A 23678-nucleotide genomic window follows, 5' to 3' on the forward strand; every position below is an offset into this window, starting at 1 on the left:
ATGGCACCTGGCTTTCAGCTCACCCAACAAATCCGTTTCGGCGACATTGATGCGTACAATCACGTCAACAATGTGGCTTATTTGCAGTATCTTGAGGACGCGCGAGTCCAATTGTTCTATGCCGAACTGCCCGGTGGCAGCACTTTCCGCGGCCTGCTTGGCCCGGAACTCTTCACTCTTGTGGGACGTCATGAGATTGAATATCTAGCCCCCATCAGCTTCCGGACCGATCCCATCCATGTGAATACTTGGGTCACCCATGTGGGCGGTTCCAGCTTTGAACTCGGCTACACCGTCACGGAAGCCGACACCTCCATTATTTACGCCCAGGCGGCAACCTCCATGGTGGTGGTCTCACGCGACACGGGGCGCCCGGTCCGCCTCACAGAGACCCAGAAAAGCGCCTTAAATCCATGGCGCGGTGACCCGGTGCCCTTCCGGCGCGCACCCGCCCGTCCCGTTCTGAGCCCAGCACAAGGAGCACACTGATGGACACCACCACCCACACCAACGAATTGGTCCTTGAGGATGCCGGAACCCTTGCGGATCTGCGCACCTTTGTTAGCCGTGCCCGTACCGCGGACGACGGCGCCATCCGGCTTCAGGGGGCCGGTCACGTTCTCGCGGCGTATGTGTGCGTCATGCGCGGGAAGCTTCTGGGCGAAGGTACCCCCACGATTCTGGGACTACGCACCATGGCCCTGGCGGCACCCGCGGACCTTGATGTCACGGTGTCCCTGTCCGCTGTGGCGGACCGCCTGGCCCGTATGGGAGACGGCGAGCTCCGTCTGCCCGTGCCTCCCATGAGCGTCCACGAATCGTGGGCCGGGATCGGTGCCCCGCGCGCGGCATGGCAGGAAATAGCTACGGTTCCTGCGGAGACTTTGATCGAGGTGGCGAAGACCGGCGTGCAGGAAATTGGCCAGATCATCCCCGTCAATCCCGGCGCTCTTTTAGTCAATAACGTTAGGGCTTCCGTCTGGGGGCGCACCATGGCGGATGTGCCGGGCCAGATCCCCGGCGGGGCCGCCTTCGCAGCATACGCGCTGGGCTTTGTGGCACCCACCGAGACTGCCACTATTTTTCTCTCGCACCGGTGGCTGCGGATCAGCACCAACCGGGGCCACATTCTGGTGAAGCCAGCGTCGCTGCTTTAAAGTGAGCCGCCCGGGCAAACCCAGCCCGGGTAGACCCAGCCCGGGCATACCCAGCCTGGGCAAACCGGCCCGAGCCCACCCCACCCAGCTGGCCTTTTAGAGTGCCTGTGATGGAACCGACGCTGCGTTCACTAACGACGCCGCGGCCCGTTCCATGTAGTCCCACAGGGTGGCCTCGTGCATGGGGGAGAGCTCCACGGAATCGACTCCCTTGCGCATGGCCACCAGCCAGCGGTCACGGGCCTCGGGGGTCACAGCGAATGGCATATGACGCATGCGCAGCCGCGGGTGTCCGCGCTCTTCAAGATAGGTGCGCGGCCCGCCCCAGTACTGCTCAATGAACATCAGCATGCGGTGTTCAGCCGGGCCCAGATCTTCCTCGGCGTACATGGCGCGCAGCACTGGATCAGCAGCGATGCCCTGGTAGAACACATGAATCATTTTCTTGAAGGTTTCATGCCCGCCCACCTGGCCGTAAAACGTGTCCGAGTAATCCTCGGCTTCATCCGGGGTAGGCCCCGATGTGGACGGCAACGGTTTGCCCACGGTGGGAATTGGCAGGAGCGTGGCCAGCGGTTCGCCAAAGCGCGACGGGATAGGGATCCCCTCCGCGGCATCGTTAGCGGCGGGGCCGTTCGCAAAGGGAGATGTGGGATTGTGCTGGGAACTCATAGTCTGTTCAGTGCTTTCTGGTGTTCTTACTCTGATGTTCTTTACTCAGAGGTCTCGTTCAACTCCGACGCCGGGACTTGCCCGGGTGCCGGTGCGGGGGCTGTTGCCGGGGTGCTTGAGGTGACCGGCGCTTGCGTTGAGGTGGGTGAGCCTGCTTCAGCTGGGGGATGGTAGCTGCCCTTGGAACGGTTGCCCAGGCGCAGGATCTCACCATTGCGCAGGTACCAGAGCGTGCCGTCTTCGCCAAGGACCCGGGTGATCCGCAAGCTGACATATTCAACCGTGCCAATCACCTCACTGGTTTGGATGACGTCACCAATGCCGAACTGGTCCTCAATGGCAATAAAAATGCCTGCCAAAAAGTCACGGATCAGTTGTTGGCAGCCAAAACCAATGGCAATACCAAGCACACCCACGCTTGCCAGCAGCGGAGCGATATCTATCTTGAAGGCAATGAGAACGTAGAACCCGCTCACCACAGCCACCACTATTGTCACCACGGAGTTCAATAAGGTGCCGATGGTACGGGCCCGCTGGACCCGGCGTTCATTATCCAGAGCACGCGCCACAGGGTCAATGGTGCGCAGCATGGGCGCGGCCCAACGCATGCTCCGGTGCTCCAGTAACGTAGTCTCGGCCTTAGCGCGCTTGACCACTATGCGGATGAAGTAGTGCAGCACCAGCCACACCACCAGACCCACTGCCACAGTGATGCCGGCCTGGGCAAGGTTCTCGAAGAAGCCTTCAGTGGGTTCACCCAATAAGTTGGTTAGCTGCACGCGCGATTTACCTTAAAGTCCGTTCCAATGGGGCAGTGATGATTGTTAACAACCCTAACGCGCAGTGGACACGGTTTAATCCTGAGCAGTTAGTCCTGGGTAGTTGGCCCCGCGTGCTCAGTCCTGGGTGCTCAGTCCTGGGTGCCTAGTCCTGCGTGGCAGCCAATAGACCCGGCTGGTGGTGCACGGGAAAGTTCACGCTGCGGGCAATGAAGCACGCAGCCGCTGCTTCGGCATGTAGGGAGAGGGCAAGTGATTCGGTGGCTGGATCTGCCACATAAATTTTGGGGTGCAGGGTGGCTGATTCAAATTGTCCGCTGCCATCAGGGTTAAGCACCAGCGTGGCCGTGGCGGTGTCCTCATATTTGGTGATTACCACCCCGTGTTTGACGGCTACATGCAGATAAGAAAGCATGTGGCACTGGGCCAGGGCTGTCAACAGTAACTGCTCCGGATTCCACCGGTCCCGGTCCCCATGGAAGGTCTTATCCGCTGAGCCCAGGAGTGCCGGCAGGCCCTGCGCCGTGATGGCATGATCGCGGCCATACGATTTATAGCTGGATGTACCGGGCCCTCGGTTACCTGTCCAGTGGACGTTGATCTCATAAGAGTGCTTAGTCAGGCTCATGCAGCCAAGCATAGGGGATTCTCACACCCCGGGGATATTGCCTGCCCCGGGGTGTGAGAATCACTCTGTCGGAGGAGCTTTAGAGGAAGTACTTCAGGGCTCCTGCGTACCCGTACTGGTAGCCGGCAGCATTTGGATGGAACGCGTACGGGTTAGGCCCGCCCGGGTAGTTCAGCCAAGGGTTGGCTGAGGGGACGGCGTGTCCGCTAAAGAGATAAGCCACCGGGACAAATGCCACCCGGTTGGACAGAGCGCTATAAGCGAGCGTGCCATTGAGCAGATCAGCGGCGGCGTTCAAGGCCCGGGTTCCGGAGATCTGAGTTGGGGTGTATCCCAGAGCGGCCATGTTCTGCGGTTCAAAGAGCCGCGGATAGCCCAGGTACAAAACCTTTGCGCCCGGAGCCTTAGCCTTGACTGCCTTGAGCATGGAGGTTACCGATTTCGGCAACTTGCTCATGAGATGGATGGAGTTCGCCACGGCACCTTGGCACATGGTGGCAGTTGATGTTGGCGCAAGGCAGGCCGTGATGGCGGCGGTCCAGGCAACATCGTTACCACCGGCCGTCAACGTGATGACCTTTGTGCCCGATTGCAGATACGGCACTTCCAGGGTGCGCACCTGATCGGTGGTAAAACCGGCGCAGGCCAGATTCTCCAGGTGGGCGCCAAGTTTAGCGGCCACCCAGGGGCCATAACCGTTGGGGCTCTGGCCACAGGCGCCAACCTCGCCGCCACCACCGGAGCCTGCCGAATAAGAGTCTCCCAGAACCGTGTAGATACTGCTTGTTCCAGTGGTGTGGGTGGTTTGTGTCTGGGCCAGGGCCGGTGTTCCGGCGAAGCCCACAATCATCCCGGCGGAAAGGAGCGTAACAGCTCCTACGCGGGCAGCAATTGACTTTAAATGATGTGTGAACATGCCCTGAAGCTACTCCGAAAAGCCGGGGAGGACTAGACTTTTTAGCAATACTTGAGGGAAAGTCCGCCGCACCCGCGGCGGGTAGATACACACAGTAAAAATTGCCCGGGCTGCAACAAAATATGCTGCAGCCCGGGCAATGTCACGGCCGGGGTGCCTAGCGGTCCGCGGCCTGGGCGCGCAGTGCTCGCACCACGGTATCGCGGCTTTCCACGAGCAGGCGGCGCAAGGCCGGCACCTCGGTGCCCAAGGTGGCCAGAAACGCATCCGTAGCATCGAGGGTGGCCTGTGAAACCAGCTTGACCGGGTACAAACCGGTGATGATGGTGGACGCCGTCTCATAGGACTTACTCTCCCACACCTCCCGGAGAGCACCGAAGTACTTGGCCACAAAGGGCTCCAGCAGTGCCGTGTCCCAACCCTTCGTAAACCCGTCAATCGCCGCGCGCTGGATTGCATTGGCCCCGTCCCCGCGGACGACGACGGACTCCCACGTCCCAGCCTTGTTCTCGGCTGTGGGGATGGCTGCGTGGGCGGTGGCTGCCGCAAGTTGACCGTTTTGGGTGTTGTCCAACGCCAGGGCCGCCTCAATGGCAGCGGCATCCGCCCGGCCACCCGCGGCGAGGGCAATCAGGAACTCCCACTTCATATCGGTGTCCAGGACCAGCTTGTTCAGCATCTTCTCACCGTCAAGGAGTGCTTGCACACGATCCAGCTGGGCAGGGGACTGGGCCAGGGCGGCGAACGCTTTGACAAACTGCAATTGCGCATCAGTTCCTGCTGCGGCATTGCGTGTCAGCTCCCACAGCGAATCGGCGGCGGCAATGGCCGTGGCCTGCTGGTGTTCGGGGGCAACATAGAAGCTCAAGGCGGTGCTTAGCTGGCGCAGTAGCACCATGATGACTGTTGAATCGCTTTCGTAGCCAATGGTGGCCAGCACAAAGTCAACGTACTCGCGGGCGGGGGTTTCGCCGTCGCGCGTGGCATCCCAGGCCGAGGCTGACACCAGGGTGCGCGGCAGCGAATCCCGGAAGTCCTTTAGGTGCTCCTTGGCTGTCTGCAGCGAGTGCGGATCGAGGCGGATCTTGGCGTATGCCAAGTCGTCGTCATTGAGCAGGATCAGTGCCGGGCGCTCCAGGCCCACCAGCTCGGGAACCTCCGTCACGGCACCGTCAACGTCTAGTTCCACCCGGTGGGTGCGGACCAGTTTGCCGGCGTCCTCACCGGTGGCGGCCAGGTTGTAGAAGCCAATGGCCGCGCGGTGCGGGCGCAGGGTTGGGTGCTCTGCCACAGCGGACTGGAGGATCGAGAATGAGGTGATGATGCCGCTGTCCGTTACTTCCAGGGCGGGCTTGAAGGTGTTCACCCCTGCCGTCTCGAGCCACTTTTGTGTCCAGAGCGAGAGGTCCCGGCCGCTGGCAGCTTCCAACTCCACCATGAGGTCCGGCAGTTCCGTGTTCCCCCAGGCGTGCTTGGCGAAGTAGGCGCGCACGCCGGCCATGAACTCCTCCTGCCCCACCCAGGCCACGAGTTGGCGCAAAACGGAGGCGCCCTTGGCGTAGGTGATGCCGTCAAAGTTGACCAGCACGTCTTCGAGATCGTTGATCTCGGCCTTGATGGGGTGGGTGGAGGGCAACTGGTCCTGGCGGTACGCCCAGCTTTTCTCCAGCGAGGAGAACGTGGTCCATGAATCCACATACTTGGTGTTTTCGGCGGCGGCCAGAGTGGACATGAACTCCGCGAAGGATTCGTTCAACCACAGGTCATTCCACCAGCGCATGGTGACCAGATCGCCGAACCACATGTGGGCGAGCTCGTGCAAAATGGTGATGGCGCGGCGTTCCACAGTGGCATCCGCCACTTTGGAGCGGAATACGTAGCTCTCTAAGAACGTCACGGCGCCAGCGTTTTCCATGGCTCCGGCATTGAATTCGGGGACGAACAGTTGATCATACTTGGGGAAGGGGTAAGGGACGCCGAACTGCGCCTCGAAGAATTCAAAGCCCTGGCGGGTCAGCTCAAAAACGTTCTCCGCATCCAGGTACTCCATCAGGGATTTCCTGGCAAACACACCCAGGGGCACAATGCGGCCGTTGGAGCTGGTCAATTCGCTGCGCACACACTCGTAAGGCCCGGCAATCAGGGCCGTAATGTAGCTGGATATTGTCAGGGTTGGCTCAAAATGCCAGGTGGATTTGCCCTCGCCAGCGGCTTCCGGCACGGGGGTGGGGGAGTTGGAGATGACGTCCCAGTGATCCGGTGCCGTGATGTGGAAGGTGAAGGTGGCTTTCTGGTCCGGCTGCTCAAACACGGCGAACATGCGGCGCGAATCCGGCACCTCGAACTGGCTGTACAGGTACACCTCGCCATCCACGGGGTCCACGAACCGGTGTAGGCCCTCACCGGTATTCATAAAGAACGCCTGCGCCTCCACTCTCAGCACGTTCTCGGCGGCGAGGTGTGGCAGCTGGATGCGGACGCCGTCGGAAACCTGCGCCGGATCAAGGTCCTGTCCGTTCAAAGTGACACGGCTGACGCTTTCCGTTACCGCGTCAATGAACGAGGACGCTCCCTCTGTGGCATTGAATTTCACCGTGGTGGTGGAGGCGAAGGTGCGTTCCGAGGTGGTCAAGTCAAGGCTCACGTCATAACTTGTGACGGTCAAAGTGGCTGTGCGCTCAATGGCTTCGGCGCGGGTGAGGTTCATGCCAGGCAAAGTGATGCCTTCCGTTCGGGTGCGGATGGAACATTGCTGCCAGCGCAGAGGAGCGCCAGCGATTGAAATGATTCTTCCACCCTAACCCCGCACCGATTTCATCCGAACGAATTTTTCATAGCCATGTTGCCACCCAGCTGGTAGTGGACGTTCCAGCGGAGACGCGCTAGGGCGCAAATGGGGCCCGCGGCGGCGGTTTGCCCGGGGGTGTGGCGTGGGGCAGGGTTGGAGGAGAATGGTTGAAAAGGACGAGCAGCGGGGTTTTTAGTGGGGGAGCAAGTGCGCGGTGCAGCGGCGGAACGCCAGTACAACAAGCGGTGGTTGATTGGACTGCTCGGTGGGATGCTGCTCCTGGGGATCCTGGCCGCGGTCTGGATGTTTACCATTTCCGCACGGCTGCCGCAGGAACTGGCCATCCATTGGAACTCCAAGAACGAGGTGGATGGATGGTCCTCGTTGTGGGGCGTGGCGCTCACCACGGTCCTGACCATGCTTGGAGTGGGTGGCATCATTGCAGCCCTTGCCGTGCTCGCTCGCGGACAGAACGCCTTGCTTGCCCGGATTGGTGCCGGTGTGGCTGTGGGGTTGGGGATGGGTGTGGGGGCACTGATGGTTGCCGTGGTGGCAGGCCAGATAGGGCTCTCGGAATCTTCGCAGGCTGAAATTTCGAATCCCGTTATGGGCGCGGGCTTGGCGCTGGCAGCTGCAGGAGGTGCCTTGGTGATGTGGCTGTACAAGCCCGGTGAGATGGACAGGAGCCCCAGCCCCGAGGTGCTGGTTGCCAACAACGAGGCCTCCTCAGGGGACTCAAGCCTTGTTGCGGCGGCGAAGGACCGTGTGGCCAGAGGCGAAACCATGGCCATCAAGGTCTCCATGGGCCCCTGGGCGTGGCTGTTGAGCGCAGGCGTTGGCGGTGTTGTGGCAGTGAGCACCTATTTCATTTTCCCTGCCTTGGCCCTGCTCGGCGTTGTGGTGGGAGGCCTGATTTGGGTGTTCACCCGCGGCATCGCGGTGATCAGCGCCGAGGGCGTGAAGGTCCTGGCCTCCGGATTCTTCAAGATCATGCCGTTGAAATGGGAAGAAATCCACAACGCCACAGTGGAGGACATCAAAGCCATGGACTACGGTGGCTGGGGATACCGGATGAGCGGCGGAGCTGTGGGCTTCATCATGGCCAACGGGCCCGCCGTGGTCATTGAGGCGGGCTTCCACCAGAGGTTTCTCATCTCCATGCCCAGCACGCTCAAGGCTGCCGAGGCGGCCGCGCTCATTAACGCTTACGTCCGCAACACGAAAGTGAAAAACTAGCATCATGACCTTTGACGGCAGCCATGACGTACCCAGCGCCCGGCACCTTGACGCCCGGGCGCTGCGGTTCGCCCTGATCTTTCCCGGATTACTGGCTATAGGGCTGGTGATTGGCGGGCTGTTGGTGGGTGGCGATCTTCCTGACGGAGTGGAACTGCCGTGGGGCGGGGGCGCGGTTTCTCTGCCTGTATTCCTGAGCGTGGGAGTGGGGACAATACTGGTGCTGGGCGCCGGAATTGGCGGGTGGGGAGCCCGCACCACCTTGCCAGGCACCGGCCGCCGAGTTCTCTTAGGCACAGCCATGGCCCTTCAACTGGCCAGTTGCACCTTGTTTGCCGCGGCACTATTGGGCCAATCCAGTCAAGGCCCGCTGCCTGCGGTGCGAGTGGATGGCTACGTGATGCTCATGGGTTCCGGATTGGCAGCCGCCATGGGCGTGGTCCTGGCCTTGACGTTCAAACCCGATGAGCAGTGGACCCGAGCCGATGATGCCGCCTTGGCGGGGATCCTTGACAGTGCCCAGGATCCTGCGGCGGCGCACGATCAGCTGGCCTACTTCCTCCATCCGCGCGGATCCGTGACCATGATGATCCTGTTGTTGGCGGTGCTCCCCGGCTCTTTGCTGGCACTGATTTCCCCGTGGATACTGCTGGGACTGCTGGCGGCGGCCCTGCTGCTCGTGGCCATGCTGTGTGCCACCGTTCACGTGGACCGCCAGGGGCTGACCGTCAAGATTCTGGGTTTCATCCCCGCTCTGGTGGCACCTTGCGAAGAGATTGCCGCAGCAGTTTCTTTAGACATTGTTGCCAAAGACTACGGGGGTTGGGGCCTGCGCAAACACAGCGGAAACGCAACCTTTTTGAGCTACTCGGGTGCCGCCGTGGTCCTTCGAATGAACGACGGCGCAAAGGTTGCCGTCAGTGCCCCCAACCTTGACACGGCCGATGAACTCTCCGAAATCCTCAACCGCCGGGCCGGAAAACCGCCAACACAGCGCTGAGCAGGGCCGGGCGGGTAGCAAGTGGCAGCGGCCAAAGCATGCCCCGGCCATAGGTAGGCTTGTGGCGGTACTCAATCCCAAAACGAAGGAATCCTCATGCGCGTTCACATCGCAACCGACCACGCCGGCATGGAGCTCAGCGCCCACCTCATCACCGCTCTGGCAGCCAAGGGCTACGAGATGGTTGACCACGGCCCGCAGTCATACGACGCCGAGGACGACTACCCCTCCTTCTGCATCAACGCAGCCCTCGCCGTGGTGGCCGACCAGGCAGCAGGCGTAGACGCGCTGGGCATTGTGCTGGGAGGCTCCGGCAATGGCGAGCAGATCGCGGCAAACAAAGTCAAGGGCGTCCGTGCAGCACTGGCCTGGAACCTCTCCACCGCCCAGCTGGCCCGCGAGCACAACAACGCCAATGTTGTGGCTGTGGGCGGACGCCAGCACAGCGTTGAGGAGGCCACCGAAATCATTGAGGCCTTCCTAGCCGAGCCCTTCAGCGATGCCGAACGCCACGTGCGCCGCATCGGCAAGATCGCCACGTACGAGACCACCGGAGACGTTGTCGAGTAAATGCCTGAGGGACATTCGGTGCACCGCCTGGCGCGGCAGTTCAACGACGTGTTTGCTGGCTCAGTGCTGGCCGTATCCAGCCCGCAGGGCAAGTTTGCGGCTGGCGCGCGGCTGATTGACGGGCAGGCGCTGGAGCGGGCAGAGGCCCACGGCAAACAAATGTTCCTCACTTTCTCGCATGAGCTGATCCTGCGGGTCCATCTTGGGCTCTACGGTGCCTGGGACTTTGGCGGAGACTCCACCTTTACGGGAGCCTCCAGTATTGGTGCGCCCCGGCGGATCGGAGAACAGGAAGTCGCTGGGGACTCCGGCGGGTGGGGCCACGGTGGACCGCCGGAGCCCAAGGGTGCCGTGCGGGTTCGGCTGGTCTCCGCCCACGGCTGGGCCGATCTTCGCGGGCCAACCGCCTGCGAGGTTCTCACGCCTTCCGAGGCCGCTGTGGTGCGGCGAAAGCTGGGCCCGGATCCGCTGAACAACCTGCCCGGGGACGGTGGAGAATTTGGCCGGCGGATCCGCAAAAGCATCACCTCCATCGCCCTGCAACTGATGAAGCAAGAGGTGCTGGCCGGGGTCGGAAATGTGTACCGCGCGGAGGTGCTGTTCCGTCTGGGCTTGGACCCGATGCGGCCAGGCAAGAGTCTGCAAGTGGAAGAGGCCCGGGCGCTCTGGGAGGACATTGCCAAGATTATGGCCGACGGCGTCCGTGACGGGCGCATCATCACCACTGAATTGGGGGACCGGCCTTCAGGGCTGGGCGCAGCTGTGGGCCGCGGGCTCGATGCTGCTCTGCTCGGAAGCCGCCCCAATAAGGATGTCCCGGTGCAAGACGCGCATTATGTGTACAAACGTGTTGGTCAGCCCTGCCGGCATTGCGGGACCGTGATCGCCATGGCTGAGCTCGGTGGCCGAAAGCTCTATTGGTGCCCGCACTGCCAGAGCGGAAAGGCCTAAATGCCGGAGAATCAACGCACTTTTGAGTTCCTTCGAGCGCCGATTTGCGAGACTGGCAAAGTGGTTGATAGTGTTACGGAGTTGTTCCGGCGAAAGCCCACAACAGCCCCGAAATACGGGGGCGTAGCTTAATGGTAGAGCCTCAGTTTTCCAAACTGATGACGCGGGTTCGATTCCCGTCGCCCCCTCCATGCAGTAACGAGTCCCTGGCCATCTGGCCGGGGACTTTTGCGTTCCCGGCTGCTCCGAGGAGGTAGTTGTTATGTTTGGAGGCCTGTGGACAGGCCTCCAAACATAACAACTACCTCCTGGACGCTCTGGCGCCGGCTGCGACTGGGCCAGCGGCCGGAGAACGTAAGGCAACAGCGGCGGGTGAGTGCCCGGCGTCGTGCCTCAAAAGCCGCTACTTACGAGCGATTCGCTACGCGCCACGGGCCGTGAAAAGCACCCCGTAAACCCCCGATTGTGCATCTGGGTACTTTTGCCCGTAGACTGTTCCGGGCAACTACGGGGCGTAGCGTAGTGGCTAGCGCGCCTGCTTTGGGAGCAGGAGACCGCAGGTTCGAGTCCTGTCGCCCCGACTTCAGCATTATTCGGTTCACGGTTGGTCAGTGACTGCCCATGTGCTGGGCCTAAATATCCATCAACAGACCATCAGGAGTACCACGCTGTGAAGAGCGCTGTCGAAAACCTCACACCCACTCGTGTAAAGCTTGACGTTGAGGTTTCCTTTGAGGAATTGAAGCCCAGCATCACCGAGGCCTACAAGACGATTGCCACACAGGTACAGGTACCTGGCTTCCGTAAGGGCAAGGTCCCCAACAAGCTGATCGATCAGCGCGTTGGCCGTGGCTACGTTCTGGAAACCGCCATCAACTCCGGCCTCAATGGCTGGTACCAGGATGCTGTGGTCGAGAACAAGCTCATCCCGTTGAGCCGTCCCGAGGTAGAAATCACCGAGGTTCCTGACCCCACCGCAACCGACGGCGTTGTCAAGTTCCACGTTGAGCTGGATATCCGCCCCGAGATTGAGCTGCCCAGCTACGAAGGCATCGAGGTTGAGGTTGCCGCTGTTGAGGCTTCCGAAGAAGATAACGTCAAGGCTCTGGATGAGCTGCGCGCCCGCTTCGGCACCCTGGTTGCTGTTGACCGCCCGGCCGTTGACGGTGACTTCCTGACCATCAACATCGCTGCCAAGATCGACGACGTCGAGGTTGACGCCGCATCGGATCTCTCCTACCAGATTGGCGCAGGCAACATGCTTGACGGTCTGGACGAGGCCGCAACCGGCCTGTCCGCTGGCGAGGAAGCCATCTTCAACACCAAGCTTGCCGGCGGCGAGCACGCTGGTGAAGAAGCTCAGGTCACGCTCAAGGTGACCTCAGTGAAGGAACGCGAACTGCCCGAGGCAAACGATGACTTCGCTCAGCTGGCTTCTGAGTTCGACACCATTGACGAACTCAAGGAAGACCTGGCCCAGCAGGCCGCCGAGTCCAAGACCGTAGAGCAGGGTGTTGAGGCCCGCGACAAGGTTCTTGAGAAGCTCGTAGAGCTCGTTGAGGTGCCTGTCCCGGATTCGGTGGTTGCCGATCAGCTCGAGCAGCACTTCAAGGCCGAGAACGCTCACGGCCCCGAAGAGCATGACACCGAAGAGCACCGCGCCGAGGTCAAGGAAAACACCGAGAAGGCCTTCCGTAACGAGATCATCCTCGATGCCATCGCTGAGAAGGAAGAGATCGGCGTCAGCCAGGCTGAACTGATCGATTACATCGTCTCCTCGGCCAGCCAGTACGGCATGGACCCGAACCAGTTCGCACAGATGCTCGATTCCTCCGGCCAGGTCAACATGATTGTTGGCGAAGTACGCCGCCGCAAGGCTCTTGCCGTTGTCTTGGGCAAAGCCACCGTGACGGATTCCGAAGGTGCCGTAGTGGATCTGACCGACTTCGTCTCAGTTGCTTCTGAAGAAGAAGACATTGCTGGCGAGGACGAGGTCATCGAGGCCTCAGCGGTTTCCGATCCGGGCGAAGTCCGCATCTAATGCTGCTTGCCCCATGACGGGGCAACAAAGATTGAACGCCGTTGCCGGTTCTCCCAGGAGAGCCGGCAACGGCTTTTTTATGCCCACGAAGCAACGCCCGTGGGAGCGCTTTCATTCCCCTACGCGTAGGGCGAACGGGGATCGTGCGCCGACAGCGAACAGCACCGCCACGGGCCCCAAAGGCTTGTGAAAAAGGGCTACTGTCCAAGTAGTGAACATTAGTGATGGTTCCGCCGGGCACGCTCGGCAGGCCACACGAAGGAGAGGTAAACCCACCATGGCACAGCAAACCACCCCCACGATGGCCAGCGCGGACTCAAACGGTCAAGATCAGTACATTTTCAACCGCCTGCTGAAGGAACGCATCATCTGGTTGGGCTCGGAAGTTCGCGACGACAACGCGAATGTCATCTGCTCGCAGCTGTTGCTGCTCTCGGCCGAGGACCCTGACAAGGACATCTTCTTGTACATCAACTCACCCGGCGGCTCAGTGACAGCCGGCATGGCGATCTATGACACCATGCAGTACATCCCGAATGACGTTGTCACGGTCGCCACAGGGCTGGCAGCCTCCATGGGCCAGTTCCTGCTCTCCTCGGGCACCAAGGGCAAGCGCTACGCAACTCCCAACGCACGCATCCTCATGCACCAGCCATCAGGCGGCATTGGAGGAACGGCGTCGGACATCAAGATTCAGGCTGAGCTGATCCTGCACATGAAGAAGGTCATGGCTGAACTGACGGCAGAGCAGACTGGCCAGAGCATCGAGAAGATCCTCGTGGACAATGACCGCGATAAGTGGTTCACCGCAGAGCAGGGCTTGGAATACGGCTTCTTCGATAAGATTGCCCGCCACGCCGGCTCCGTTGCCGGTGGCGGCGGAACCAACGCCAAGTAATTCGCCAAAGCACAAGATTTCAGGAGCAACAAGACATGACTTACAACTTTGGCAGCACAGCATTTGGCAACACTGCCGGCAACCTACCCACCAGCCGCTACGTGCTCCCTCAGTTCGAGGAGCGCACACCCTACGGCTTCAAGCGCCAGGACCCGTACACCAAGCTCTTTGAAGACCGCATCATCTTTTTGGGCGTCCAGGTTGATGACGCATCAGCCGACGATGTCATGGCCCAGCTGCTGGTGCTGGAAGCTGATGACACGGACCGCGACATCACCTTGTACATCAACTCTCCCGGTGGATCATTCACGGCCATGACGGCCATCTATGACACCATGCAGTTCATTCGCCCCGAGATTCAGACCGTATGCCTGGGCCAGGCCGCCTCCGCAGCCGCCGTGCTGCTCGCCGCCGGTGCACCCGGTAAGCGTTTGGCACTGCCGAACGCACGCGTGCTGATCCACCAGCCGGCACTCTCCGGCGGTCAGGGTGGACAGGCCTCCGACCTGGAAATCCAGGCTAACGAGGTCATGCGTATGCGTGAATGGCTGGAAAACACGCTGGCTGACCTTTCCGGCCGCACGCCTGAGCAGGTCAGCAATGACATTGAGCGTGACAACATCCTCACGGCCGCCCAGGCCAAGGAGTACGGTTTGATCGATGAGGTACTGGCACCGCGCAAGATGAAGCCGGCGGCCATCACTCGCTAAAGTACCTGCGATAGCCGGAACAAGGGAGGAAATCCCTTGTTCCGGCGTTGGCATACCAGCCAATGTCAGTGCCGTGGCTTAGAGTGGAATGTAATTGGTAGGACGTTCTCGGCACCAGCTGTGGAATGAAGAAGTAGTAGAAGTAACTGCGCCGTCGGCGGGTTATTCGCGGAAGGACACATCAATGGCCAGGATGGGCGAAAGCACAGATCTGCTGAAGTGTTCTTTCTGCGGAAAGAGTCAAAAACAAGTTCGCAAGCTTATTGCCGGACCCGGCGTCTACATCTGTGACGAGTGCATTGAATTGTGCAACGAGATCATTGATGAAGAACTCGCTGAGGTGGCAGATCTTGACGCCTTTGAGCTCCCCAAGCCCCGCGAGATCTTTGATTTTCTGCAGGAATATGTGATTGGTCAGGAAGCGGCAAAGCGCTCTTTGGCCGTAGCCGTGTACAACCACTACAAACGTATTCAGTCCGGCCATGCGGTTAAATCCAACACCATCTCCGGCGGTGTTCACGATGAGGTGGAGATTGCCAAGTCAAATATCCTGCTGGTGGGTCCCACCGGTTGCGGTAAGACGTATTTGGCGCAGACTTTGGCCCGCCGTCTCAATGTCCCCTTTGCCGTTGCAGACGCAACAGCTCTCACTGAGGCCGGGTACGTGGGCGAGGATGTAGAAAACATCTTGCTCAAGCTCATACAGGCAGCCGACTTTGATATTAAGAAGGCAGAGCAGGGCATTATCTACATTGACGAGATTGATAAAATCTCGCGTAAATCTGAGAACCCCTCTATTACCCGTGACGTGTCCGGGGAGGGTGTGCAGCAAGCGCTGCTGAAGATTCTTGAAGGGACCGTAGCGTCAGTACCGCCGCAGGGCGGGCGCAAGCATCCGCATCAAGAGTTCATTCAGATCGACACCACCAATGTTCTATTTATTGTGGCCGGGGCGTTTGCTGGGCTGGAAGAAATTATTGGTTCCCGCGCGGGCAAGAAGGGCATCGGCTTTGGCGCTCCGCTCAGTGCCCTGAAGCAGTCCGAGGCAAGCTACGCGGATGTTATGCCTGAGGACTTACTGAAGTTTGGTCTGATCCCTGAATTCATTGGCCGCCTGCCCGTTATTACCACTGTTACTCAGCTGGACCGCACGGCCCTGATTCAGATCCTCACGGAACCCAAAAATGCGTTAGTCAAGCAGTACCAAAAAATGTTCACCCTGGACGGGGTCGATCTTGAATTCGATGAAGACGCCATGAGCGCCATTGCTGATCTGGCCTTGGCCCGGGGCACTGGCGCCCGCGGATTGCGTGCCATTTTGGAAGAAGTTCTACAGCCTGTCATGTTCGATTTGCCCAGCCGCGAAGACATTGCCACAGTGGTGATTACTGCCGATGTGGTGGCCAAGAAGTCTGAACCCACGTTGATTCCCCACGAAGTGGTTGCTAAGCGCAGGAACAAATCGGCTTAGGCCACCCCTTTCGCATCTGTGTGCATGCTGACGGAATAGTTGGGTAGCTGCCGCCGTTGCACCAAATGGTGAAGTGGTTTTAGCTGCTTTGCACCCCGCACTACTAAGGAGATTTGACGTGTCTGAGAGTAATGTCGGCGCCACTGAAAAGGCCGATTTTTGGTTTGACCCCACCTGTCCCTTTGCATGGGCCACATCGCGCTGGATCGCTGAAGTGGAGCAGGTACGTAACATCAAGGTGGACTGGCACGTCATGAGCTTGGGCGTTCTGAATGAGAACAACACTGACTTACCTGCTGAGTACCAGGAGCACGTGAAGAAGGCGTGGGGACCCGTTCGCGTCATCATGGCCGCCGTCGCAGCTCATGGACAAGACGTCATCAAGCCGCTCTACGACGCCATGGGAACAGAGATCCACAACAACGGCAATAAGGACTTAGGCGACGTCATCGCCAAGTCCCTGGCCGAGGTGGGTCTGCCGGCCGAACTGGCAGCGGCAGCCACCACAGACGCCCATGACGTGGCGTTGCGGGCAAGCCACGCTGAAGGCATCAACAAGGTGGGCGAGGACGTGGGAACGCCCATCGTGGCATTCAACGGCACCGCCTTCTTTGGCCCCGTCGTCACCCGTATCCCGCGCGGTGAAGAGGCGGGCAAGCTCTGGGACGCCACCGTGACACTGGCTAGCTTCCCGTACTTCTTTGAGATCAAGCGCAGCCGCACGGAATACCCCCAATTCGACTAACACCCTTGATACGGCGCTCATGTAGAGCGTGATACTTCCGGCCGGGTTGAAAAAGTCTAACTTTTTCCACCCGGCCGTTGTTTTTGCCCCAGCAGAAGCGCATACTTTTTAATACCCGATCCGCCAAGGAAAGGGCTAGTACGAACCATAAATTCATTGACTGAACCATCTTGATCAATGAGCACCGCCTCGGCGGGACGCTCGAATAGGTTCCTTGACACCGGTGATGCGGTGAATTGTCCTGAACTCCATGGCAAGCGCTAGACCGTTAGCATCACATGACGGCATGAAAGTCGAAGCCCCACCGACGGCACTCTGGCCGATGGGGCTTCCCCTTTGTCCAAAAACGTTCACCCACTCTTCACCGGTTCGTTTGCTCCGCAGCCCGCAGCGCCAACCTGGGCACGCCATGGTTAAACCGTGAAACTTGCAATCATTGCTGAATCGTTTCTGCCCGAGATGAACGGGGTCACCCATTCACTGCTAAAGATCCTGCAACACCTGGATGCGCGAGGCGACGAGGTGCTGGTGATTGCCCCGTCCGCTGCCGGCAAGGAGCCGCGCGTGGTCGAAGGGGCAAGAGTCAGGCGGCTGCCCGCCATTGCCTTGGCGCGATATCCGAACATCCGGATTGCCGCCGGCGGGGTTTTGCGGGTGAAAACGCTGCTCACCGAATTCCAGCCAGATGTGGTGCACCTGGCCTCACCTTCGTGCTAGGTTGGCGGGCTGTGCGGGCCGCGGAGGCGCTGGGGATTCCCACGGTGGCCGTCTACCAGACGGACGTGCCGGGTTACGCCGCACGCTACGGCTTGTCTTTTCTGGAGAACTGGGCCTGGCGGCGTCTGGAAAACATCCACACCACCGCCACCCTGACCCTAGCGCCGTCCACTGACTCCCTCGAGAAGCTGCGCGGGCACGGCATTCCCCGCGTGGAACTGTGGCGCCGCGGGGTGGATACCGAACGTTTCCACCCCACAAAGCGTAGCGCCGCCTTTCGCAGGAAGCATGCGGCTCCGGGGCAGAAGATCATTGGCTACGTGGGGCGCTTGGCCCTCGAGAAGCAGGTCCAGGCCCTGGCCGAGGAGGTCAATCTCGATGCGAGGGACAGGCTGGCAGAGACGGCAACGCAACTGTTGGACGGTTCCGTGTGAGGTGGCCCGACAGGGGGCCGAGCTGGTCCTGCTGGGACTACACCGGAGTGGGCAAGGGGACGCCGGTACGGGCGCGGCCCCAGAGCGGTACGTAACGGTCAATGATTGTTGGGGGAACCGACCGTTACCTCGCACTGGGGGACTCCTTCACGGAAGGGGTGGGTGATGATAAGAAGCACTGGCCAAATGGAGTCAAGGGCTGGGCCGACTGGGTTGCGGAAGGGCTCGCCCGGGACGCTCCGGGCTGGGAATATGCCAACCTCGCGGTACGCAGTAAAAGGCTGCGTCACGTGGCGGCCGAGCAACTCGAAGCAGCCATGGATCCAAAACCCACACTGGTCACCTTGTATGCAGGCGGCAACGACGTCATGGACGTGGGCACGTCGATGGCCCGGATCCTGCAGGAGTACGAATCACTCGTGGCCCGGCTGGCCCAGTCAGGGGCAGCCCCGCTGTTGTTCACCGGATACGATGTGGAGGTTTCGCCACCGCTGGCTCCACTGCGCAGCAAGAACCATGCGTACAACGACGGCATCAGAACCATCGCTGCGAAGTATGGTGCCACGGTGGTGGACTACGCGTCTTGGACGGCTTACGAGAACCCCGCCATGTGGTGCTCGGACCGGCTGCACATGTCCAAGCGCGGGCACAAATACCTGGCTGGACGGGTCCTGGACCTGCTGGAGGTACCCCATGGCATCAGCCTCAAGGACAAAAGCCACCCTCCAACTACCTGGAAACAGCGCGGTTATGGGCATTACCGGTGGTACATGGAGTGGGTGGTGCCGCTGATCGGCCGGAAAATGCGGCGCACAACCCTCGGCGATTCGTTGGGTCCACGCTGGCCAGAGCCGGTCCGGGTGCCACCCAAGAAGGGTCTGCGCAAGCTTGTCCGGGCGAGCCTGCAAGCTACCCGCTGAGCCCTGCAGCATAGCCCCGCTGAGCCCTGCCGGGTGATACAGAAAAGGGAACGCCGCACCGTGTGGTGCGGCGTTCCCCAGTAGCGTCCTCCAGAAATGTTCTCCGCAGGAGCGTTGACGCTGCGGAGTGATCCGAAGAGCAGCGGCGGCTAGGCCTGTGCGGGCTCCTGAACCGGCTCCAGCACAACATTGGAGACGGTGATCTGGCCCTCACCCACGGATACCGTGATCTCCACGGCATTCGCAGCAGCCTTCAAGTCTGACAACCCAGCGCCCAACTGTGCGGCTTCCACCTCGCCCGCAGTCACGGTGGCCGAGAGTACCTGGGTGCGCTGCTTGACCTTGGCCTCAGACTTGGCCTTGCGGATGCCAGAGAGCGCGTCCCCGACGGTCGCCAGCAAGGTGGTGTCGCCGTCGTCCACGCCAACAGCGGTGGGCCACGGTGCGCGGTGAACAGACTCTGTACGCCACCAGCTCCATACTTCCTCCGTGGCAAACGGCAGGAACGGGGCGAACAAGCGCAGCAGTGAATCCAGCGTGGTGCCCAGAGCAGCCAGCACGGATGCCTGGCCTTCCTCGCCGGATGCACCGTAGGCGCGGTCCTTGACGAGCTCCACGTAGTCGTCCGTGAAGTGCCAGAAGAAGCTCTCGGTCAGCTGCAGAGCGCGGGCGTAGTCATACTTTTCAAACGCAGCCGTGGCGGCCGTGACTACTTCGGATAGCTGGGCCAGTAGGCCACGGTCCAGAGGGTTGCTCAGCACGGCGCTGTCAGCAGAAAGCACATTGGCCTCTGTGGCGCCCAGGTTCAGCACAAACTTGGAAGCGTTGAGCAGCTTGATGGCCAGGCGGCGGCCAATTTTCATCTGCGCAATCTCATACGCCGTATCGGCACCGAGCTTGGCGGAGGCTGCCCAGTAGCGGACGGCGTCGGCACCGAAGTCGTTGAGCACGTCGGTGGGGACCACCACGTTGCCCTTGGACTTGGACATCTTCTTGCGGTCCGGGTCAAGGATCCAGCCGGAGATGGCGGCGTGCTTCCACGGGGCGCTGCCCTGCAGAGCATCGGCGCGCACAGCAGAGGAGAACAGCCAGGTGCGGATGATGTCGTGGCCCTGGGGACGAAGGTCGAAGGGGTAGACGTTGGAGAACAGTGTCTCGTCAACGCCCCAGCCGCCCACAATCTGCGGGGTTAGGGAGGAGGTGGCCCAGGTGTCCAGCACATCGGCGTCGCCAACAAAGCCGCCAGCAACGTTGCGCTGCTCCTCGGTGTAGCCGGGCGCCGCATCGGCCGCGGGGTCAACCGGCAGCATCGCGGTGGTGGGCAGGATGGGGTGATCGTAATCCGGGTTGCCGTCGGCATCCAGCGGGTACCAGACGGGAACCGGCACGCCGAAGAAGCGCTGGCGGGAAACCAACCAGTCACCGTTTAGCCCGGAGATCCAGTTGTCATAGCGTGAGCGCATGAACGCCGGGTGGAACTCAATGTCCTTGCCACGGTTAATCAGCTTCTCGCGGCGGTCATCGTCGCGGCCACCGTTACGGATGTACCACTGGCGTGAAGAGACGATCTCCAGGGGCTTGTCACCCTTTTCAAAGAAGTTCACGGGGTGCATGATCTTCTTGATTTCGCCGTCCAGCAGTTCAGCCCCAGAAAGCATCTCAACAACGCCTTCCTTGGCGCTGAAGACAGTCTTTCCAGCGATCTTCGCGTAGTTTTCGCGGCCCTGCTCGGAGGTGATCCAGTCAGGGGTATCGCCGAGGATGCGCCCGTCACGGCCTACGATGGCGCGGGTGGGCAGCTGCAGTTCGCGCCACCAGATGACGTCAGTCAGGTCGCCGAAGGTGCAAACCATGGCGATGCCGGAACCCTTATCGGCCTTGGCCAATGCGTGCGGTCGGACTTCAACCTCAACGCCAAACAGCGGCGAGGTGACCTTCTTACCGAACAGCGGCTTGTAGCGCTCGTCATCCGGGTTGGCCACCAGGGCGGAGCAGGCTGCAAGCAACTCGGGACGTGTGGTCTCAATGTAAATCTTGGTGCCGTCTTCGGCGAAGAACGGGTAGCGGTAGTACGCGCCCGGCATTTCGCGGTCTTCTAACTCGGCCTGGGCCACGGCGGTGCGGAAGGTGACATCCCACAGGGTGGGGGCCTCGGCCATGTAGGCGTCGCCGGCACTCAGGTTTTCTAAGAAGCCGCGCTGGGAGACTGCACGGGAGTGGTCATCGATGGTGCGGTACGTCAGCTCCCAGTCAACGGAGAGGCCCAGCGTCTGGAACAGGTGCTCAAAGACCTTCTCGTCCTCAACCGCCAGCTCTTCACACAGCTCAATGAAGTTCTTGCGCGAGATGACATCGAAATCACGCTGGTTCTTGGCGGGCTGCGCGGGAGGGCGGTAGTCGGCGTCGTAGGTAATCTTCGGATCGCAACGCACACCGTAATAGTTCTGCACGCGGCGCTCGGTGGGCAGGCCGTTGTCATCCCAGCCCATAGGGTAGAAGACATTCTTGCCGCGCATACGCTGGAAACGGGCCAGCACGTCGGTCTGCGTGTAGGAGAACATGTGCCCCACGTGCAGCGATCCGGACGCGGTGGGCGGGGGAGTGTCAATGGAGTACACCTGCTCCCGCGTGGTTTCACGGTTAAACTTGTAGGTGCCCTCTTCCAGCCAGCGCTTGGTCAGGGACTCTTCAAGACCCTCCAAAACGGGCTTGTCGGGGACGTTGCTTGACGTGGGTGCGGGCGTGTCTGTGCCCGGAATGATTTCAGCCATGCACCAATTCTTCCACGAGTTGGCGCCGAACCTAGATTCAGGGGATTTTAGATGCAGAACGCAGGCAATCTATGGGAACGCTGGGGTGTCACCTGGGCTGATGTGGTGCCGGAGCAAGAGAGCGCCGAGTACTGTGCTCACACGCTGACCTTAGGTGGGCGGGCCGCTATTTTCCGCCGCGCGAAGACCACACCCACCAAGGTTGGCCAGTTTGTGACCCTGTGGCAGCGTTCTGCCGCGGGCCCTATCCGTCCCTTTGACATGCACGACGGCGTTGCCCTGTTCGTTGTTGAGGCTGGCGTGGGTGCGGGGCTGGGCCAGTTTGTGTTCCCCCTTTCCGTGTTGGCCCACCGTGGGGTGATCTCCGTCTCCGGGGTGGGCGGGAAACGGGCCATGCGTGTTTACACCCCTGATGTGCAGACCACCAGCGCACAGGCCAGGCGCACCCAAAAGTGGCAGTGCGAATGGTTTCTGCCCGCCGAGGCAAAGCCGGAGAGCGCTGCTCGGTTGTTTACAGCCTGACTTCCGCTGGTACGCCATTCACTATGCGCTTTTTGAAAATTCCTCCACGGCGCATGGGCAATGCTCGTCATGAGCCGGGCCGGATCCGACAGCTTCCGCGCACGGTTATGGGCCAATGGTGCGCAGAAACAGGAGCTGCGCACCATTGCAAGAAAACGGTGCGCAGTTGCATATGTGCCACCGGAGCAAACACCGGGGTTATGATGCAAATATGGGCACAATCAGGATTTTGCGTGTTTATGAAGAGCCGGAGCCGGGGGAGTACCGGGTACTGGTGGACAGGCTGTGGCCGCGTGGGGTCAAAAAGGACAAAATTGACCTCTGGCTCAAGGACGTGGCCCCCAGCACGGAGGTCCGCAACGCGTTTGGTCACGTCCCCGAGCACTTTGAAACCTTTGTCCGCGACTACACCGCAGAACTCAACAAGAACCCGGCAGTGACAGACTTGCGCGAGATCTTGGCTGGACATGAACAGGTGGTGCTGCTGTACGGCGCCAAGGACCACGAGCAAAACCAAGCGGCTGTGCTGCTTAGCTTTTTGAATGCATCGTCCTGACTGCAGCTTTGTGACCGCATCCCGGAGATGCAACACGATACATTTGAAGCATGTCTGAAAACACTTCAAAGAATGCAGTTGTCACCGGTGCTAGTTCAGGAATCGGTGCCGCCACGGTCCGCAAACTCCGCGCCGACGGCTGGAACGTCATTGCCGTGGCCCGCCGCGAGGACCGACTGGTGCAGTTGGCACAGGAAACCGGCTCCGTTCCCTTTGCCGCGGATGTCACCTCGAGCGATGACGTTCAGCGGCTGCGTGATTTTGTCACGGACACCTTCAGCGAGCCTGGCGTTGACACGCTCATCAACATTGCCGGCGGCGCCCGCGGTGTGGACAGTGTGGCCACCTCGCAGGTGGATGATTGGGAATGGATGTTCCAGGTCAACGTCTTGGGAACCCTGAAGGTGACGAAGGCGCTGCTGCCTGCGCTGCGTGAACACGGCTTCGGCACCGTCTTGAACCTGACTTCCACCGCAGCGTACACAGCCTACGAGGGTGGCTCCGGCTACAACGCAGCCAAGTTTGGCCAACACGCACTCACCGGTGCCCTCCGCTTAGAAGAAGCGGAGCACAATGTGCGCGTCATTGAGGTAGCTCCGGGATTGGTTCACACGGAGGAGTTTGCGCTCAACCGTCTCGCCGGGAATCAGGAAGCCGCCGAGGCGGTCTATCAGGGTGTTGAAAAACCACTCACCCCGGAGGACGTGGCGGATGTGGTGAGTTACGCCGTCGGGCTTCCCCACCATGTCAACCTGGACCAAATCATCATGCGCCCCGTGGCACAGGCGGCCGCGCACAAGCTCATCCGCAAGTAGCAAACCAGGCCCCGCATCGGCTGTAGTTTGGAAGCGGCGAAATTGACCCGTGAGATAAGGCGCTTCTGGCAGGCTCAAAGCAGCCATATCTCACGGGTCGATTCTCGCAGGTCGATTCTCGCCGGTCGATGAGGTTGCGGTGCCCCCGATGGTCCGAGCGCTGACCACCAGCCTCGGACCGAAGAAGCAGTACGGCCACCGTGGAAGTATCCGGTAAGATAAGGAACAAAGCACAGACCCGGCCATCACCGGTGAGCTTCCGGAAGAACGCCCCAGTCACCCTGAGAAGGAAAGCTGGCGTCAGTAGAACCGGGCGGGTAAGCCCGTTACAGCAGTCAACAAGCGGCCGGGCCCGGTGAAAATCAGGTGCGGCAAGCGAGG

General features: G+C 60.6%; 21 protein-coding genes, 2 tRNA genes and 1 pseudogene. 18 read left to right on the forward strand and 6 right to left on the reverse strand.

The window, feature by feature from the left end; genetic code table 11:
- On the forward strand, window positions 1-489 hold the full coding sequence (locus tag CVS29_RS10665; RefSeq protein WP_110106314.1) for an acyl-CoA thioesterase: 489 nt from the start codon (window positions 1-3) through the stop codon (window positions 487-489).
- On the forward strand, window positions 489-1157 hold the full coding sequence (locus tag CVS29_RS10670; protein WP_110106315.1) for a DUF8185 domain-containing protein: 669 nt from the start codon (window positions 489-491) through the stop codon (window positions 1155-1157). Before CVS29_RS10665 ends, CVS29_RS10670 begins: the two co-directional genes overlap by 1 nt.
- A 96-nt stretch (window positions 1158-1253) precedes the next feature.
- Here CVS29_RS10670 and CVS29_RS19105 read toward each other — a convergent pair whose 3' ends face one another.
- From CVS29_RS19105 to pepN, 5 genes are all read right to left on the reverse strand, one after another.
- Window positions 1254-1829 (reverse strand): globin, encoded by a 576-nt coding sequence (locus tag CVS29_RS19105; RefSeq protein WP_110106316.1) that lies wholly within the window; start codon window positions 1827-1829, stop codon window positions 1254-1256.
- Window positions 1830-1870: 41 nt separating this feature from the next.
- Window positions 1871-2608: a mechanosensitive ion channel family protein gene (locus tag CVS29_RS10680; protein ID WP_245932186.1), complete on the reverse strand. Its 738-nt coding sequence runs from the start codon at window positions 2606-2608 to the stop codon at window positions 1871-1873.
- Between the two features lie 145 nt (window positions 2609-2753).
- Window positions 2754-3236 carry an OsmC family protein gene (locus tag CVS29_RS10685; protein ID WP_110106501.1) on the reverse strand — a complete coding sequence of 161 codons (483 nt, stop codon included), beginning with the start codon at window positions 3234-3236 and terminating at the stop codon, window positions 2754-2756.
- A 79-nt stretch (window positions 3237-3315) separates the two neighbouring features.
- Complete coding sequence (locus CVS29_RS10690; protein WP_110106317.1) at window positions 3316-4152, reverse strand: SGNH/GDSL hydrolase family protein; 837 nt, start codon at window positions 4150-4152, stop codon at window positions 3316-3318.
- Window positions 4153-4309: 157 nt separating this feature from the next.
- A complete protein-coding gene (gene pepN / locus CVS29_RS10695) occupies window positions 4310-6859 on the reverse strand; it encodes an aminopeptidase N (protein WP_110106318.1) in 2550 nt (849 codons plus the stop codon).
- Window positions 6860-7147: 288 nt separating this feature from the next.
- Here pepN and CVS29_RS10700 point away from each other — a divergent pair, with 288 nt between their 5' ends.
- The 13 genes and pseudogenes from CVS29_RS10700 (at window position 7148) to CVS29_RS10760 (ending at window position 18633) form a co-directional block, all read left to right on the forward strand.
- Complete coding sequence (locus CVS29_RS10700; protein ID WP_146213039.1) at window positions 7148-8176, forward strand: DUF1648 domain-containing protein; 1029 nt, start codon at window positions 7148-7150, stop codon at window positions 8174-8176.
- A 4-nt stretch (window positions 8177-8180) separates the two neighbouring features.
- Window positions 8181-9176 carry a hypothetical protein gene (locus CVS29_RS10705; protein ID WP_110106320.1) on the forward strand — a complete coding sequence of 332 codons (996 nt, stop codon included), beginning with the start codon at window positions 8181-8183 and terminating at the stop codon, window positions 9174-9176.
- Between the two features lie 96 nt (window positions 9177-9272).
- Window positions 9273-9746, forward strand: a complete 474-nt coding sequence (locus tag CVS29_RS10710) for a ribose-5-phosphate isomerase (protein WP_110106321.1) — start codon at window positions 9273-9275, stop codon at window positions 9744-9746.
- The gene (locus CVS29_RS10715; RefSeq protein ID WP_110106322.1) at window positions 9747-10697 is read left to right on the forward strand and encodes an Fpg/Nei family DNA glycosylase; all 951 of its coding nucleotides are present in this window, start codon (window positions 9747-9749) and stop codon (window positions 10695-10697) included.
- 117 nt (window positions 10698-10814) lie between these two features.
- Window positions 10815-10888, forward strand: a tRNA-Gly gene (locus CVS29_RS10720).
- A gap of 317 nt (window positions 10889-11205) precedes the next feature.
- Window positions 11206-11278, forward strand: a tRNA-Pro gene (locus CVS29_RS10725).
- A gap of 89 nt (window positions 11279-11367) precedes the next feature.
- Entirely contained in the window at window positions 11368-12738 is a 1371-nt protein-coding gene (gene tig / locus CVS29_RS10730; RefSeq protein ID WP_110106323.1) for a trigger factor, read from the forward strand.
- A gap of 277 nt (window positions 12739-13015) precedes the next feature.
- Window positions 13016-13636: an ATP-dependent Clp protease proteolytic subunit gene (locus CVS29_RS10735; RefSeq protein WP_110106324.1), complete on the forward strand. Its 621-nt coding sequence runs from the start codon at window positions 13016-13018 to the stop codon at window positions 13634-13636.
- Between the two features lie 35 nt (window positions 13637-13671).
- A complete protein-coding gene (locus CVS29_RS10740; RefSeq protein WP_110106325.1) occupies window positions 13672-14346 on the forward strand; it encodes an ATP-dependent Clp protease proteolytic subunit in 675 nt (224 codons plus the stop codon).
- Window positions 14347-14530: 184 nt separating this feature from the next.
- Window positions 14531-15817: an ATP-dependent Clp protease ATP-binding subunit ClpX gene (clpX, locus tag CVS29_RS10745; protein WP_110106326.1), complete on the forward strand. Its 1287-nt coding sequence runs from the start codon at window positions 14531-14533 to the stop codon at window positions 15815-15817.
- Window positions 15818-15935: 118 nt separating this feature from the next.
- Window positions 15936-16562, forward strand: coding sequence for a DsbA family protein (locus CVS29_RS10750; RefSeq protein ID WP_110106327.1), 627 nt, complete (start codon window positions 15936-15938; stop codon window positions 16560-16562).
- A gap of 420 nt (window positions 16563-16982) precedes the next feature.
- Window positions 16983-17641: pseudogene (locus CVS29_RS10755) on the forward strand (glycosyltransferase); the annotation flags it as partial.
- Window positions 17642-17814: 173 nt separating this feature from the next.
- Window positions 17815-18633: an SGNH/GDSL hydrolase family protein gene (locus CVS29_RS10760; RefSeq protein WP_110106328.1), complete on the forward strand. Its 819-nt coding sequence runs from the start codon at window positions 17815-17817 to the stop codon at window positions 18631-18633.
- Between the two features lie 149 nt (window positions 18634-18782).
- On the opposite strand, the gene valS is transcribed toward CVS29_RS10760, so the two are convergent.
- Entirely contained in the window at window positions 18783-21404 is a 2622-nt protein-coding gene (valS, locus tag CVS29_RS10765; RefSeq protein WP_110106329.1) for a valine--tRNA ligase, read from the reverse strand.
- Window positions 21405-21455: 51 nt separating this feature from the next.
- Between valS and CVS29_RS10770 the strand changes: the two genes are divergently transcribed.
- From CVS29_RS10770 to CVS29_RS10780, 3 genes are all read left to right on the forward strand, one after another.
- A complete protein-coding gene (locus CVS29_RS10770; protein ID WP_110106330.1) occupies window positions 21456-21926 on the forward strand; it encodes a MepB family protein in 471 nt (156 codons plus the stop codon).
- Between the two features lie 211 nt (window positions 21927-22137).
- Window positions 22138-22482: a DUF488 domain-containing protein gene (locus tag CVS29_RS10775; protein WP_110106331.1), complete on the forward strand. Its 345-nt coding sequence runs from the start codon at window positions 22138-22140 to the stop codon at window positions 22480-22482.
- A 50-nt stretch (window positions 22483-22532) separates the two neighbouring features.
- Window positions 22533-23297, forward strand: coding sequence for an SDR family oxidoreductase (locus tag CVS29_RS10780; RefSeq protein WP_110106332.1), 765 nt, complete (start codon window positions 22533-22535; stop codon window positions 23295-23297).
- The last annotated feature ends 381 nt before the right edge of the window (window positions 23298-23678 follow it).

Source organism: Arthrobacter psychrochitiniphilus, from assembly GCF_003185915.1.
Taxonomy (GTDB): domain Bacteria; phylum Actinomycetota; class Actinomycetes; order Actinomycetales; family Micrococcaceae; genus Specibacter; species Specibacter psychrochitiniphilus.

Excerpts from the sequence above, each read along its gene's own strand:
- CVS29_RS10665 (WP_110106314.1), top strand. The coding sequence starts at position 1 with ATGGCACCTGGCTTTCAGCTCACCCAACAAATCCGTTTCGGCGACATT.
- CVS29_RS10670 (WP_110106315.1), top strand. The coding sequence starts at position 489 with ATGGACACCACCACCCACACCAACGAATTGGTCCTTGAGGATGCCGGA.
- CVS29_RS19105 (WP_110106316.1), bottom strand. The coding sequence starts at position 1,829 with ATGAGTTCCCAGCACAATCCCACATCTCCCTTTGCGAACGGCCCCGCC.
- CVS29_RS10685 (WP_110106501.1), bottom strand. The coding sequence starts at position 3,236 with ATGAGCCTGACTAAGCACTCTTATGAGATCAACGTCCACTGGACAGGT.
- CVS29_RS10690 (WP_110106317.1), bottom strand. The coding sequence starts at position 4,152 with ATGTTCACACATCATTTAAAGTCAATTGCTGCCCGCGTAGGAGCTGTT.
- pepN (WP_110106318.1), bottom strand. The coding sequence starts at position 6,859 with ATGAACCTCACCCGCGCCGAAGCCATTGAGCGCACAGCCACTTTGACC.
- CVS29_RS10705 (WP_110106320.1), top strand. The coding sequence starts at position 8,181 with ATGACCTTTGACGGCAGCCATGACGTACCCAGCGCCCGGCACCTTGAC.
- CVS29_RS10710 (WP_110106321.1), top strand. The coding sequence starts at position 9,273 with ATGCGCGTTCACATCGCAACCGACCACGCCGGCATGGAGCTCAGCGCC.
- CVS29_RS10715 (WP_110106322.1), top strand. The coding sequence starts at position 9,747 with ATGCCTGAGGGACATTCGGTGCACCGCCTGGCGCGGCAGTTCAACGAC.
- CVS29_RS10735 (WP_110106324.1), top strand. The coding sequence starts at position 13,016 with ATGGCACAGCAAACCACCCCCACGATGGCCAGCGCGGACTCAAACGGT.
- CVS29_RS10740 (WP_110106325.1), top strand. The coding sequence starts at position 13,672 with ATGACTTACAACTTTGGCAGCACAGCATTTGGCAACACTGCCGGCAAC.
- clpX (WP_110106326.1), top strand. The coding sequence starts at position 14,531 with ATGGCCAGGATGGGCGAAAGCACAGATCTGCTGAAGTGTTCTTTCTGC.
- CVS29_RS10760 (WP_110106328.1), top strand. The coding sequence starts at position 17,815 with ATGATTGTTGGGGGAACCGACCGTTACCTCGCACTGGGGGACTCCTTC.
- valS (WP_110106329.1), bottom strand. The coding sequence starts at position 21,404 with ATGGCTGAAATCATTCCGGGCACAGACACGCCCGCACCCACGTCAAGC.
- CVS29_RS10770 (WP_110106330.1), top strand. The coding sequence starts at position 21,456 with ATGCAGAACGCAGGCAATCTATGGGAACGCTGGGGTGTCACCTGGGCT.
- CVS29_RS10775 (WP_110106331.1), top strand. The coding sequence starts at position 22,138 with ATGGGCACAATCAGGATTTTGCGTGTTTATGAAGAGCCGGAGCCGGGG.
- CVS29_RS10780 (WP_110106332.1), top strand. The coding sequence starts at position 22,533 with ATGTCTGAAAACACTTCAAAGAATGCAGTTGTCACCGGTGCTAGTTCA.